Source organism: Cellulomonas sp. PhB150, from assembly GCF_003755175.1.
In the GTDB taxonomy this organism is placed as follows: domain Bacteria; phylum Actinomycetota; class Actinomycetes; order Actinomycetales; family Cellulomonadaceae; genus Cellulomonas.
Map to the genome: position 1 here is coordinate 18,657 of NZ_RKHX01000001.1, position 12,649 is coordinate 31,305.

Annotated in this window: 16 protein-coding genes; 10 read left to right on the forward strand and 6 right to left on the reverse strand. The window is 72.3% G+C overall.

Features of this window, described 5'->3' with window-relative positions; all coding sequences use genetic code 11:
- Positions 1-57 precede the first annotated feature (57 nt).
- Together EDF34_RS00085 and EDF34_RS00090 are read right to left on the reverse strand one after the other, a co-directional pair.
- Positions 58-822 carry an ABC transporter permease gene (locus EDF34_RS00085; protein ID WP_123369370.1) on the reverse strand — a complete coding sequence of 255 codons (765 nt, stop codon included), beginning with the start codon at positions 820-822 and terminating at the stop codon, positions 58-60.
- Positions 819-1,733, reverse strand: a complete 915-nt coding sequence (locus tag EDF34_RS00090; protein ID WP_123369371.1) for an ABC transporter ATP-binding protein — start codon at positions 1,731-1,733, stop codon at positions 819-821. Before EDF34_RS00090 ends, EDF34_RS00085 begins: the two co-directional genes overlap by 4 nt.
- Before the next feature lie 191 nt (positions 1,734-1,924).
- On the opposite strand from EDF34_RS00090, the gene EDF34_RS00095 reads away from it, so the two are divergent.
- From EDF34_RS00095 to EDF34_RS00140, 10 genes are all read left to right on the forward strand, one after another.
- Positions 1,925-2,674, forward strand: a complete 750-nt coding sequence (locus EDF34_RS00095) for a metalloregulator ArsR/SmtB family transcription factor (protein ID WP_123369372.1) — start codon at positions 1,925-1,927, stop codon at positions 2,672-2,674.
- Positions 2,671-4,110, forward strand: coding sequence for a Fe-S cluster assembly protein SufB (sufB, locus tag EDF34_RS00100; RefSeq protein ID WP_123369373.1), 1,440 nt, complete (start codon positions 2,671-2,673; stop codon positions 4,108-4,110). The genes EDF34_RS00095 and sufB overlap by 4 nt, the downstream gene beginning before the upstream one ends.
- Complete coding sequence (gene sufD, locus EDF34_RS00105) at positions 4,110-5,405, forward strand: Fe-S cluster assembly protein SufD (protein ID WP_123369374.1); 1,296 nt, start codon at positions 4,110-4,112, stop codon at positions 5,403-5,405. The genes sufB and sufD overlap by 1 nt, the downstream gene beginning before the upstream one ends.
- A complete protein-coding gene (locus EDF34_RS00110) occupies positions 5,402-5,734 on the forward strand; it encodes a non-heme iron oxygenase ferredoxin subunit (RefSeq protein WP_118767315.1) in 333 nt (110 codons plus the stop codon). Before sufD ends, EDF34_RS00110 begins: the two co-directional genes overlap by 4 nt.
- Before the next feature lie 14 nt (positions 5,735-5,748).
- A complete protein-coding gene (gene sufC, locus EDF34_RS00115) occupies positions 5,749-6,510 on the forward strand; it encodes a Fe-S cluster assembly ATPase SufC (protein WP_123369375.1) in 762 nt (253 codons plus the stop codon).
- 106 nt (positions 6,511-6,616) lie between these two features.
- Positions 6,617-7,915, forward strand: a complete 1,299-nt coding sequence (locus EDF34_RS00120) for a SufS family cysteine desulfurase (protein WP_123370576.1) — start codon at positions 6,617-6,619, stop codon at positions 7,913-7,915.
- Positions 7,912-8,400 (forward strand): Fe-S cluster assembly sulfur transfer protein SufU, encoded by a 489-nt coding sequence (gene sufU, locus EDF34_RS00125; protein WP_123369376.1) that lies wholly within the window; start codon positions 7,912-7,914, stop codon positions 8,398-8,400. Before EDF34_RS00120 ends, sufU begins: the two co-directional genes overlap by 4 nt.
- The gene (locus EDF34_RS00130; RefSeq protein WP_123369377.1) at positions 8,397-8,708 is read left to right on the forward strand and encodes a metal-sulfur cluster assembly factor; all 312 of its coding nucleotides are present in this window, start codon (positions 8,397-8,399) and stop codon (positions 8,706-8,708) included. The genes sufU and EDF34_RS00130 overlap by 4 nt, the downstream gene beginning before the upstream one ends.
- Before the next feature lie 97 nt (positions 8,709-8,805).
- Positions 8,806-9,228, forward strand: coding sequence for an NUDIX hydrolase (locus EDF34_RS00135; RefSeq protein ID WP_123369378.1), 423 nt, complete (start codon positions 8,806-8,808; stop codon positions 9,226-9,228).
- Positions 9,225-9,575 carry a DNA polymerase ligase N-terminal domain-containing protein gene (locus EDF34_RS00140; RefSeq protein ID WP_123369379.1) on the forward strand — a complete coding sequence of 117 codons (351 nt, stop codon included), beginning with the start codon at positions 9,225-9,227 and terminating at the stop codon, positions 9,573-9,575. The genes EDF34_RS00135 and EDF34_RS00140 overlap by 4 nt, the downstream gene beginning before the upstream one ends.
- A 9-nt stretch (positions 9,576-9,584) precedes the next feature.
- Here the strand turns inward: EDF34_RS00140 and EDF34_RS00145 are convergent, their stop codons facing one another.
- Genes EDF34_RS00145 through EDF34_RS00160 form a run of 4 tightly spaced genes read right to left on the reverse strand, consistent with a single transcriptional unit; the run spans position 9,585 to position 12,466 of the window.
- Positions 9,585-10,457 carry a neutral zinc metallopeptidase gene (locus EDF34_RS00145; protein WP_123369380.1) on the reverse strand — a complete coding sequence of 291 codons (873 nt, stop codon included), beginning with the start codon at positions 10,455-10,457 and terminating at the stop codon, positions 9,585-9,587.
- Between the two features lie 44 nt (positions 10,458-10,501).
- The gene (locus EDF34_RS00150) at positions 10,502-11,134 is read right to left on the reverse strand and encodes an energy-coupling factor transporter transmembrane protein EcfT (protein ID WP_123369381.1); all 633 of its coding nucleotides are present in this window, start codon (positions 11,132-11,134) and stop codon (positions 10,502-10,504) included.
- Positions 11,131-11,847, reverse strand: a complete 717-nt coding sequence (locus tag EDF34_RS00155) for an energy-coupling factor ABC transporter ATP-binding protein (RefSeq protein ID WP_123369382.1) — start codon at positions 11,845-11,847, stop codon at positions 11,131-11,133. The genes EDF34_RS00150 and EDF34_RS00155 overlap by 4 nt, the downstream gene beginning before the upstream one ends.
- Before the next feature lies 1 nt (position 11,848).
- A complete protein-coding gene (locus tag EDF34_RS00160) occupies positions 11,849-12,466 on the reverse strand; it encodes a biotin transporter BioY (RefSeq protein WP_123369383.1) in 618 nt (205 codons plus the stop codon).
- Between the last annotated feature and the right edge of the window lie 183 nt (positions 12,467-12,649).

Below are 12,649 nucleotides of genomic sequence, written 5' to 3' on the forward strand. Positions count from 1 at the left end.
GCCGCGCCGGGCACGTCGCGGGGACCGCCGCCAGCGAGGCTCGTCACACGCCGCGCGTCAGTGCCAGCGGAACAGGCGTGCTGCTCCCCACCCGAGCGCCGCGGTCCAGCCGACGAGCACGACGACGGACCACGCGGGCAGCGTGCCGTGCTGGAGCGCCTGGCGCATCGCCTCGCCGAGGGCGCCGGACGGCAGCAGGAGCGCGAGGTGCTCGAGCGGTCCCGGCAGCCGGTCGGCCGGGACGATGACGCCGCCCGCCAGCGCGAGCAGCAGCAGCGCGAGGTTCGCGACCGCCAGGACGGCCTCGGCGCGCAGCGTCCCGGCGACAAGCAGCGCGAGCGACGTGAACGCCGCCGCCCCGAGCAGCATCGCGACGATCGCGAGGAGCACGCCGACCGCGTCGGGCCGCCACCCGAGCAGCACGGCCGTGAGCCCGATGACGAGCACCTGCACGGTCCCGACGACGAGGACGCCGGCGATCTTCCCCACGAGCAGCCCGCCGCGGCCCAGCGGGGTCGTGGACAGCAGGCGCAGGACGCCGTTGCGACGGTCGAACGCGGACGCGATGGCCTGGGACGTGAACGACGAGGTCATCACGGCCAGCGCGAGAACGCCGGGCGTGAAGAAGTCGATCGCGCTCATGCCGTCGGTGTCGATGTCGAGCACGTCGACCTGCGTGAGACCGATCAGGACCAGCACCGGGACGATGATCGTGACCAGGAGCTGCTCGCCGTTGCGCAGGATCGCCCGCGCCTCGAAGTCGGTCTGCGCCAGGACGCGGCGCCAGGACGGGGCGGCGCCCGCGTGGGGGGTCGTCGTCATCGCAGCTGCCGTCCCGTCAGGTCGAGGAAGACGTCCTCGAGGGTGCGGCGACCCACGGTCAGCCGGGTCGCGAGCACGTCGCGCTCGGCGAGCCACGAGGCCAGGGCCGCGACGGTCGTCGGGCCGACCGCTCCCACGACGACGTACGAGCCGGGCGACGGCTCGGTGACGACCAGGTCCGGGCCGAGCGCCGCGCCCAGGTCGAGGCCGGGGGAGGCGTCGAGCCGCAGCGTGTGGTCGTCGCCGTCCGAGACGAGGTCGCGCACGGACCCGTGCGCGATGACGCGGCCCTGGTCGATGACCGCGACGTGGTCGGCCAGGTCCTCCGCCTCGTCCATGAGGTGCGTGGTCAGGACCACCGCGACGCCCTCGTCGCGCAGCTCGCGCACGAGGTCCCACACGGCGTGCCGCGACTGCGGGTCCATGCCCGCGCTCGGCTCGTCGAGGAACACGAGCTCGGGGCGCCCGACGATCGCCGCGGCGAGCGCGAGCCGCTGCCGCTGGCCACCGGACAGTCGCCGCACGGTCGTCCGGCCGAACGAGCCGAGCCCGAGGCGTTCGGTCAGCTCGCCGAGGTCGCGCGGGTCGGCGTACATCCGCGCGACGTGCGCGAGCATGTCCTGCGCGCGGATGCCGGTGGGCAGGCCGCCGTCCTGCAGCATCACCCCGACGCGCGGCCGCAGCTCGGCGGCGTCGGTCAGCGGGTCGCGGCCCAGGACGCGCACGGAGCCCTCGTCGGCCTGGCGCAGCCCTTCGCAGCACTCGATCGTGGTCGTCTTGCCGGCGCCGTTCGGGCCGAGCACGGCGGTCACCTGACCGGGGTGGGCGACCAGGTCCAGCCCGTCGACGACCGCTCGGCCGCCGTAACGCTTGACGAGACCACGGATCTCGAGCGCGGGGGAGTCGGGCACGAGAGGTGAGTCTAGGTGTGCGGGGTGCCCCGGCACGCCCGGGATCAGCGCCCGCACGCGTTGTGACGTCCGCCACGACCACCCGCGCGAAGGTTCACCTTGCTTGCGGGGAGTGAATTCGGCAACAAGGATGTTGCCAATATTGCGACCTCCCCCAGGACGCGATCACCGACGGCCCCCAGGAGGTGGACATGAGCGTGACATCGCCCGCTGCCGTCCGCCACGAGGCGGCCGACCCCGACGCCGGGACGCGCCAGCGCGTGCTGCAGCTCATCGCGTCGTCCGGCCCGGTGGCCGCACCCGAGATCGCCGCGAGCCTGGACCTGACGCCCGCGGCGATCCGCCGTCACCTCGGCGTCCTCGAGCACACCCAGCAGATCGCCGTGCACGAGTCCGTGGGTGTCGGACCCGCTCGCCGTGGCAGGCCCGCGCGCCGCTACGTCGCCACCAACCAGGGCCAGGCCGCCCTCACGCACACCTACTCCGAGCTGGCCGCCGACGCGCTGCGGTTCCTCGCCGCGACCGGTGGGCCCGACGCGGTCGCCGGCTTCGCCGAGCACCGTGTCCGCGAGCTCGAGGAGCGGCTCAGCGCGCCCCTGGCCGCTGCCGCCACGACGACCGAGCGCGTGCAGGCGCTCGCCGACGCGCTGTCGAGCGACGGGTACGCGGCCTCGGCCCGGCCCGCGCCCGGCGGCCACGCGATCCAGCTCTGCCAGGGCCACTGCCCCGTGCAGGACGTCGCCCACGAGTTCCCGCAGCTGTGCGAGGCCGAGGCCAAGGCGTTCTCGCGCCTGCTCGGCGTGCACGTGCAGCGGCTCGCCACGCTGGCCTCGGGAGGCCACGTGTGCACCACGAACATCCCCGTGATCCCCCCGAGTACCCCCGAACAGTCCCTGAACACCGCAGGCCCCGTGCTCGCCCCGGAAGGAACGATCGCATGAGCGCACCGACGCAGGACCCGGCACAGCCGATGACGCAGGACGAGGCCATCGCCTCGATCGGCAGCTACAACTACGGCTGGCACGACGCCGACGCCGCCGGAGAGGTCGCCACGCGCGGCCTGTCCGAGGCCAAGGTGCGCGAGATCTCCGCGCTCAAGAACGAGCCCGAGTGGATGCTCAAGACGCGCCTGAAGTCGTTGCGCCTGTTCGAGAAGAAGCCCATGCCCTGGTGGGGCTCCGACCTGTCGGGCATCGACTTCGACAACATCAAGTACTTCGTGCGGTCCACGGAGAAGCAGGCCACCAGCTGGGAGGACCTGCCCGAGGACATCAAGAGCACGTACGACCGCCTGGGCATCCCCGAGGCGGAGAAGCAGCGTCTCGTCGCCGGCGTCGCCGCGCAGTACGAGTCCGAGGTCGTCTACCACCAGATCCAGGAGTCGCTCGAGGAGCAGGGCGTGATCTTCCTCGACACGGACACCGCCCTGCGGGAGCACCCGGAAATCTTCGAGCAGTACTTCGGCTCGGTCATCCCCCCGGGGGACAACAAGTTCGCGTCGCTCAACACGGCCGTCTGGTCGGGCGGCTCGTTCGTCTACGTGCCGCCGGGCGTGCACGTCGAGATCCCGCTGCAGGCCTACTTCCGGATCAACACGGAGAACATGGGCCAGTTCGAGCGGACGCTGATCATCGCCGACGAGGGCTCCTACGTGCACTACGTCGAGGGCTGCACCGCGCCGGTGTACTCGAGCGACTCACTGCACAGCGCCGTCGTCGAGATCATCGTCAAGAAGAACGCGCGCGTCCGGTACACGACCATCCAGAACTGGTCGAACAACGTCTACAACCTCGTGACCAAGCGGGCGACCGCGGCCGAGGGTGCCACCATGGAGTGGGTCGACGGCAACATCGGCTCGAAGGTCACCATGAAGTACCCGGCGATCTACCTCATGGGCGAGCACGCGCGCGGCGAGACGCTGTCGATCGCGTTCGCGGGCGAGGGCCAGCACCAGGACGCCGGCGCCAAGATGGTGCACGCCGCGCCCCACACGTCGTCGTCGATCGTGTCCAAGTCCGTCGCCCGCGGCGGCGGTCGCACGTCCTACCGCGGTCTGGTGCAGGTGCTCGAGGGCGCCCACCACTCCGCGTCGAACGTGCTCTGCGACGCGCTCCTGGTCGACCAGATCTCCCGCTCCGACACCTACCCGTACGTCGACGTCCGCGAGGACGACGTGTCGATGGGCCACGAGGCCACGGTGTCCCGCGTGAGCGAGGACCAGCTGTTCTACCTGATGTCCCGAGGCATGGCCGAGACCGAGGCCATGGCGATGATCGTGCGTGGGTTCGTCGAGCCCATCGCGCGTGAGCTGCCCATGGAGTACGCGCTCGAGCTGAACCGCCTCATCGAGCTGCAGATGGAAGGTTCCGTCGGCTGATGACGACCACTACTGATCTCCTGTCCACGGACCACTCGCGGGCCACCGCCGACGGGACCCACACCCACGGCGTCGGCGGCACGCCGGAGTCCTCGCGCGCCTCGCGGCCGACGAGCTTCGACGTGTCCAGCTTCCCCGTGCCCACCGGACGCGAGGAGGAGTGGCGCTTCTCGCCGATCAACCGCCTCGCGCCGCTGTTCGCCGCGGACACCGACGGCATCCTGGCCGGCCACGGCGTGCTCACGACGGTCGTCGAGAGCCCCGAGGTCACGGTCGAGATCGTCGACCGCGGCGACGAGCGCCTGGGCCTGGCCGGGAAGCCGGGTGACCGGACCGCCGCAACCGCGTGGGCCTCGTTCCCGCGTGCCACGGTCGTCACGATCCCGCGGGAAGCCGTGGCCTCCAAGGTCACCTCGATCCGCATCGAGGGTGTCGAGGGAGCGGGCGTGCACGACGCGCCGCTCGAGCCGTCCGCCTCGCACCTCGTGGTCCGCGCCGAGCCGCTCTCGCAGGCCGTCGTCGTCATCGACCACGTCGGGCACGCCGCGCTCACCGAGACCGTCGAGATCGTGGCGGAGGAGGGCTCGCACCTCACCGTCGTGACGGTGCACGACTGGGCCGCCGGCTCGGTGCACGCCTCCTCGCACCGCCTGCGCGTGGGCCGCGACGCGACCGTCAAGCACATCGCCGTGACGCTCGGCGGCGACGTCGTGCGCATCACGCCCGACGCCGAGTTCGTCGGCGAGGGCGCCTCGGTGCAGATGCTCGGCCTCTACTTCGCCGACGCCGGCCAGCACCAGGAGCAGCGCCTCTTCGTCGACCACGCCGTCCCGAACTGCATCAGCCGCGTCACCTACAAGGGCGCGCTGCAGGGCAAGGGCGCGCACACGGTCTGGGTGGGCGACGTGCTCATCCGCGCCGCCGCCGAGGGCACGGACACCTACGAGCTCAACCGCAACCTCGTCCTGACGGACGGCGCGCGGGCCGACTCGGTGCCCAACCTCGAGATCGAGACCGGCCTCATCGAGGGCGCGGGCCACGCGTCCGCGACCGGTCGATTCGACGACGAGCAGCTCTTCTACCTGCGCGCGCGCGGCATCCCCGAGCCCGACGCGCGTCGCCTCGTGGTGCGCGGCTTCTTCGCGGAGCTGCTGCACGAGATCGGCGTGCCCGAGGTCGAGGAGCGTCTCATCGCCGCGATCGAGGCCGAGCTCGAGGCGTCGATGGTGGCCCTGGACAGCACCACGGCCGAGGGCGCTGCTGCGGCGGGCGCGGCGGTGCTGGAGGACGCATGACCGCTCAGCTCGCCTGCTACGCCTCGGACGTGCCCACCGGCGGCACGCTGAGGGTCGAGCTCGAGGCCGAGTCCGGCACCGTCGAGGTCGCGCTGGTGCGCGACGACGACGGTGAGCTGCACGCCATCAGTGACATCTGCTCGCACGGCGCCGTCTCCCTCTCGGACGGCGAGGTGGAGGGCTGCACGGTCGAGTGCTGGCTGCACGGGTCGAGCTTCGACCTGCGCACCGGCAAGCCGCTGAGCCCGCCCGCCATGACCCCCGTGCCCGTCTACCCCGTGACCGTCGACGGCGAGCGTGTGCTCGTCGACGTCGACGCCCCCTTGTGAGCTAGGAGAACCGCATGTCCACCCTCGAGATCCGCGACCTGCACGTCAGCGTCGAGACCAAGGAAGGCGCCAAGCAGATCCTGCGCGGCGTCGACCTCACCGTCCGCAGCGGCGAGACGCACGCGATCATGGGGCCCAACGGCTCCGGCAAGTCGACGCTCGCGTACTCGCTCGCGGGCCACCCCAAGTACACCGTCACGGGCGGCACCGTCACGCTCGACGGCGAGGACGTCCTCGCACTTTCGGTCGACGAGCGCGCCCGCGCCGGCCTGTTCCTGGCCATGCAGTACCCGGTCGAGGTCCCCGGCGTCTCGGTGTCGAACTTCCTGCGCACCGCCAAGACGGCCATCGACGGCGAGGCGCCCGCGCTGCGCACGTGGGTCAAGGACGTCCGCTCGGCCATGGACAACCTGCGCATGGACCCGGCGTTCGCCGAGCGTTCCGTGAACGAGGGCTTCTCCGGCGGCGAGAAGAAGCGCCACGAGATCCTCCAGATGGAGCTCCTCAAGCCCAAGTTCGCGATCCTCGACGAGACCGACTCGGGCCTCGACGTCGACGCGCTGCGGATCGTCTCCGAGGGCGTCAACCGCGTCAAGGAGAACCCGGACGTCGGCGTGCTGCTGATCACGCACTACACGCGCATCCTGCGGTACATCACCCCCGACTTCGTCCACGTGTTCGTGGATGGCAAGGTCGCCGAGGAGGGTGGCCCGGAGCTGGCCGACCGCCTCGAGAACGAGGGCTACGACCGCTTCCTGACGAGCACCACGGTCTGATCCGCTGCCGCCCGACGAGCCCCCGCGGGGCTCGTCGGGCAGCACGGTCCGACGGACGACGAGAGGTGGGGACGACGTGACCAGCACGATCGAGGCGCCGCACACGATGAGCGCGACCGAGCTCGCCGCCGTGCGAGCGGACTTCCCGCTGCTCGAACGCACGCTGCGCGACGGCCGTGCCCTCGTCTACCTCGACTCCGGGGCCACCTCGCAGAAGCCCGACGTCGTCCTCGACGCCGAGCAGGACTTCTACCTCCAGCGCAACGCCGCCGTGCACCGCGGCGCGCACCAGCTCGCCGAGGAGGCCACCGAGGCGTTCGAGGACGCCCGCGCGCGCGTCGCCCGGTTCGTGGGCGTGGACGACGACGAGATCGTCTGGACCACCAACGCGACCGCCGGCATCAACCTCGTCGCCTACGCGATGTCGAACGCGTCGCTGGGCCGCGGGGGAGAGGCGGCCCGCCGCTTCGCGCTCGCGCCGGGCGACGAGATCGTCGTCACCGAGGCCGAGCACCACGCGAACCTCGTGCCGTGGCAGGAGCTCGCGGCCCGCACCGGTGCCGTGCTGCGCTGGATCGGCGTGTCCGACGACGGCCGGCTGCGCGTCGACCAGCTCGACCAGGTCGTCGGCCCGCGCACCCGCGTCATCGCCTTCACGCACGCCTCCAACGTCACGGGCGCCATCACGGACGTCGCGCCGTTCGTCGCCGCGGCTCGCCGCGTCGGCGCGCTCACGGTCCTCGACGCGTGCCAGTCGGTGCCGCACCTGCCCGTCGACCTGCACGAGCTCGGTGTCGACTTCGCCGCGTTCTCGGGCCACAAGATGTTCGGCCCGACGGGCGTCGGCGCGCTGTACGGACGCCGCGAGCTGCTCGCCGCGATGCCGCCCGTCACGACCGGCGGCTCGATGGTCGAGGTCGTCACCATGGAGGCCACCACCTACGCGCCGCCGCCGCAGCGGTTCGAGGCCGGCACCCAGATGGTCTCGCAGGCGGTCGCCATGGGCGCCGCCGCCACCTACCTGTCCGACATCGGCATGACCGCGATCGCCGAGCACGAGGCCCACCTCGCGCGCCTCCTGCTCGACGCCGTCGCCTCCGTGCCCGGCGTGCGGGTCATCGGCCCGACCGACACCGCCGACCGGCTGGCGACCGTCTCGTTCGTCGTCGACGGCGTGCACGCGCACGACGTGGGCCAGGTGCTCGACGACGCCGGCGTGGCCGTCCGGGTCGGCCACCACTGCGCGCAGCCGCTGCACCGCCGGTTCGGCGTCGCCGCCACGGCCCGAGCGAGTGCGGCCGTCTACACGACCGACGAGGAGATCGAGGTGTTCCGGGAAGCCTTGAGCGGGGTCCGGGCGTTCTTCGGTCTGGAGGCACCCGCCTCGAACGAAGGAGCAGCATGACGACCGCGATGGAGCAGCTCTACCAGCAGGTGATCCTCGACCACGCGAAGCACCCGCACGGCCGCGGCCTCGCGGTCGCACCCGTGTCCGGCGTCCTGTCCGCCGAGTCGCACCAGGTCAACCCGACCTGCGGCGACGAGGTCACCCTCCAGGTCGACGTCGACGACTCGGGTGTCGTGCGGGACGTGCGCTGGGAAGGCCAGGGCTGCTCGATCTCGCAGGCCTCGGTCTCCGTGCTGCACGACCTCGTCGTCGACCAGCCGCTCGCCACGGTCGGCGACCTGGGCGCCACGTTCCGCGCGCTCATGCAGACCAAGGGCGCGGGCCTCGGCGACGAGGACGCGGAGGACGCGCTCGGCGACGCCAACGCGTTCACCGGCGTCGGCAAGTTCTCGGCGCGCGTCAAGTGCGCCCTGCTCGGCTGGGTCGCCCTCAGCGACGCACTCATCAAGACCGGCGCCAGTGCCGACAAGGAGAACGCATGACCACCACAGTTGCCGACGTCGAAGAGGCCATGCGCGACGTCATCGACCCGGAGCTCGGCATCAACGTCGTCGACCTGGGTCTCGTCTACGGCATCGTGCTCGACCAGACGAACACCGCCGTCATCGACATGACGCTCACGTCCGCGGCGTGCCCGCTGACCGACGTCATCGAGGACCAGTCCGCGCAGGCCCTCGACGGCCTGGTCGACGGGTTCCGCATCAACTGGGTCTGGATGCCGCCGTGGGGTCCCGAGAAGATCACCACGGACGGCAAGGAGCAGATGCGGGCCCTCGGCTTCAACATCTGAGCCCCCCGACCTCGAGCCCTCGTCGACGCGATCGACGGGGGCTCTCGTCGTTCACCGCAGGCCTGCACGGTGGGAGGCACCGCACTACTGTCGACGGATGCATCTGCGGGTGGCCGCCTACGCGGTCGTGATCGACTCCGAACGGATCCTGCTCTCCCGGCTGCGCGAGACTCGCGCCCGCTGGACGCTGCCCGGGGGCGGGATCGACCCCGGCGAGCACCCGGCCGACGCCGCAGTGCGCGAGGTGCGCGAGGAGACGGGGTACGACGTCGAGCTCGACGAGCTGCTCGGCATCGACTCGATCGTCATCGCCGGGCCCGACCTCGACGAGCCAGCCGACGACGACCTGCAAGGGCTGCGGATCGTCTACCGCGCGCACGTCGTCGGGGGCACCCTGCAGGACGAGGCCGACGGCAGCACCGACGCCGCGGCGTGGATCGACCTGGCGGACCTGCCCACGACGGCCACCGTCGAGCTCGTCGACGCGGCGCTCGCAATGCTGGTGGTTCCCCGCGCGTGACAGCCCGCCCGTCTTTCGTCCTGCACGACCACCGCGTGCCGCGGCCGCACTTCGACCTGCGGCTGGAGGAGGGCGGCGTGCTCCGGTCGTGGGCCGTGCCCCGGGGGCTGCCGACACGTCCCGGGCAGCCGCGGCTGGCGATCGCCGTACCCGACCACGACCTGGACCACCTCACGTACACGGACGACACCAAGCTCATCGCGGACCACGGGTGGTGGGAGCTGGTCGATCGTGACGACCGCCGGACCGTCTTCGTGCTGCACGGACTCCGCGGCGCGATCCGCTACGCGTTGATCACCACCGACGACGGGCTCCTGCTGAGCCGCACCAAGGAGCAGCCGCACTGACCCGCCGCGTCAGAGCGAGTCGGCCGCGAACGTGTCGCAGGCCTCGAGCGTGCCCTTCTCGTAGCCGCGCGTGAACCAGCGCTGACGCTCCTCGCTGGACCCGTGGGTCCAGGTGTCCGGGTTCACCGAGCCGCCCGACTGCTCCTGGATGTGGTCGTCGCCCACGGCCGCGGCCGTACCGAGCGCGTTCTGGAGCTGCTCGGCGGTGATCGGGGCCAGGTACGGCTCCTTCGTCTCGGGGTTGATCGTGGACGCGGCGTCGCCGGCCCACATGCCCGCGTAGCAGTCGGCCTGCAGCTCGACGCGGACCGAGTCCGACTCGGCTCCCGTGCCGCCGCGGTCGGCCTGGTCCATCACCCCGGTGATGTTCTGGATGTGGTGGCCGTACTCGTGCGCGGTGACGTACTCCTCGGCCAGAGGGCCGTCCTCGCCGCCGAACTGGCTCTCGAGCTCGTCGTAGAAGCTCACGTCGAGGTAGATCGTGGCGTCCGGCGGGCAGTAGAACGGGCCGCTCGCACTGGTCGCGTCGCCGCAGCCCGTGGAGACCGCCTGGGTGAACGACTGGATGTCGGGCTGGCTGAACTCGACACCGGCCGCGGTGAGGGTGGTGTCCCAGTACGTGTCGAGCGCGTACGCCGTGGCGGCGAGGCGGCACTGGCGGTCGGTGTTGGCCTGCTCGACGGAGCAGCTGCCCAGCGTGCCCGTGCTCGCCTCGGGGGCGGCGCTGCCGTCGGTCCCGCCGCCCAGGTCGACGCCGGTGAACAGGTACACGAGCACGACGATGAGCCCGACGGCACCTCCGCCGCCCGCGACGACCTTCCCGCGCCCGCCACCGGTCTTCACGCGGCCGCCGCCGAAGCTGCCGTCTCCCTGGAATGTCACGGGCCGACGGTAGTGGCAGCCGCGGCAGCCCGCTCGGTGGAGGCTCAGTCCTCGCCGAGGCCGCGCGCCGCGAGGGCGTCTCCCGTGGCACGCGCGTGCGCGACCATCCGCACGGCCGAGGGGACCAGGACCGCGCGGGGGTCGCGCTCGAGCCCCCGGGCGCGGGCCGCGTCGCGAGCCTCGAGCGAGGTCTGGACCAGCACCGGGATCGTCCGCAGGAACAGGCCGCAGGCCAGGGCGAACGTCTCGGGGGACAGCCCGACGTGCCGCAGCGGCCGCGCGAGGCGCGCGAGCACCTCGAGCAGCGCGTCGGCCCGGGTGGTGGCCGTGACGATCGTGGCGAGCAGGACGAGCGCGACGATGTCGAGGACGACCTCGAGTCCCGCCGCCCAGCCGCGGATCCACCACTGGTAGAGCCCGACGAGCGACACCGCCACGAGCGTGCCGAGCAGCCCACGCGTGGTCCGGTGCCACGGCACCCGCGAGACGAGCTGGGCGACGACGGCGACACCCAGAGCGACGACCGCCGAGACCGGGCCGTGAGCGACGCTCACCAGGATGCCGGCGAGCGCGAGGCCCGCGAGCTTGGCACCCGGGGGACAGCGGTGCAGCACGCTCTTGCCGGGGTGGTAGAGCCCGAGCGGCCCCGCCCACGGCTGGCGCAGGGGCTTGCTCACGCGCGCAGCCGGGTCATCAGCGCGCGGTAGTGCGCGACCGCCTCGGCGGGTTCGCCGTCGTGGACGACCCGGCCGTCGTCGACCACCAGCACGCGGTCGGCGCGCGCGGCCGCCTCGAGGTCGTGCGTCACGACGACCACCTGCTGGTCGAGCCCGTCGAGCAGGTCGTCCACCACGGTCCGCCACCGCAGGTCGAGCAGCGTGGTGGGCTCGTCGCACACCAGGATCGCGGGCTCGACCGCCAGGACCGAGGCGAGGGCGAGCAGCTGGCGCTGGCCCCCGGACAGCACGTGCGCGGGCACCTCGGCCCGGTCCGCGAGCCCGAACCGAGCCAGGGCGGCGCGGGCAGCCGCGTCCCGTTCGTCGGCCGACATCGGCAGGCGCCGCAGCGAGAGCGCGACGTCCTCGAGCGGGGTGGGCATGACGATCTGCGCGTCCGGGTTGGTGAACACGAACCCGACCCGACGCCGCACCGCGCGCCCGTCGGCCGCGGTGTCGAGCCCGTCGACCCGCACCGTGCCCGAGGCGGGCAGCACGAGCCCGTTGAGCAGCCGGGCGAGCGTCGACTTGCCCGAGCCGTTCGCGCCGATCACGGCGATCCGTCGCTCGGCCAGGCGCAGGGTGACCGGCCCGAGCAGGCGCACCACGCGGTCGGCGTCGCCCGCGGGGTCGGGGCTGAACGCCGTGACGAGGACGTCGTCGAGCTCGATCAACTCAACGCCTGTTGCGCAGCAGGTCGGGGTACGCGCGGAAGAGGGTCAGGGCCACGGCGGCCGCGGCGGCGTTCTTGATGATGTCGCCCGGGAGGTAGACGACGTCGATCGCGACGGCCGCGCCCAGGTCGAGGTCCAGCTTGACCATGAGCCCGATGATGCCGCCGACGTGGATGGTGAGCAGCGAGCCGAACACGCCCGCGGAGAACAGGACCGTCCAGCGCGCGTAGCCGACCGAGCGGGCGGCGGGCGTCGCGAGCAGGCCGGCGAGCGCGGCACCGAACGGGAACGCGAGCAGGTAGCCGGCGGACGGCTTGCTCAGCACGCCCAGTCCGCCCGTGGCCTCGGCGAAGATCGGCACGCCGGCCAGCCCGACCGCGAGGTACAGCAGCACGGCGAGCGCGCCGCGTCGCCAGCCGAGGACCAGCCCGGACAGGATCACGGCGAACGTCTGCAGCGTGATCGGGACGCCCGAGCCGGTCGGGATGCCCGGCAGGATCGCGCACACCGCGATGAACGCCGCGAACGTCGAGATCAGGGCGATGTCAGTGGTGACGCTGCTGCGGGCGACAGCCGGGGCGGGCAGCGAGTCGGCGGTGTCCTTCGTGATGTCGGTCATGGAAACCTCTGTCCTGTTTCGTGTGCGGGGCTCGAGCAAGGCGTCGTTCGGGGCGTCGTGCGGGCTTCCAGCAGGGCAGTCGCTCACGCCGGCGGTGCCGGCGGCAGTTCGAAACGCTAGCCGGTCGTAGACTTGCTGGCGTTTGTGCCCGCGGCCAAGACCCGTGCGGCCTTCTCGGAGGAA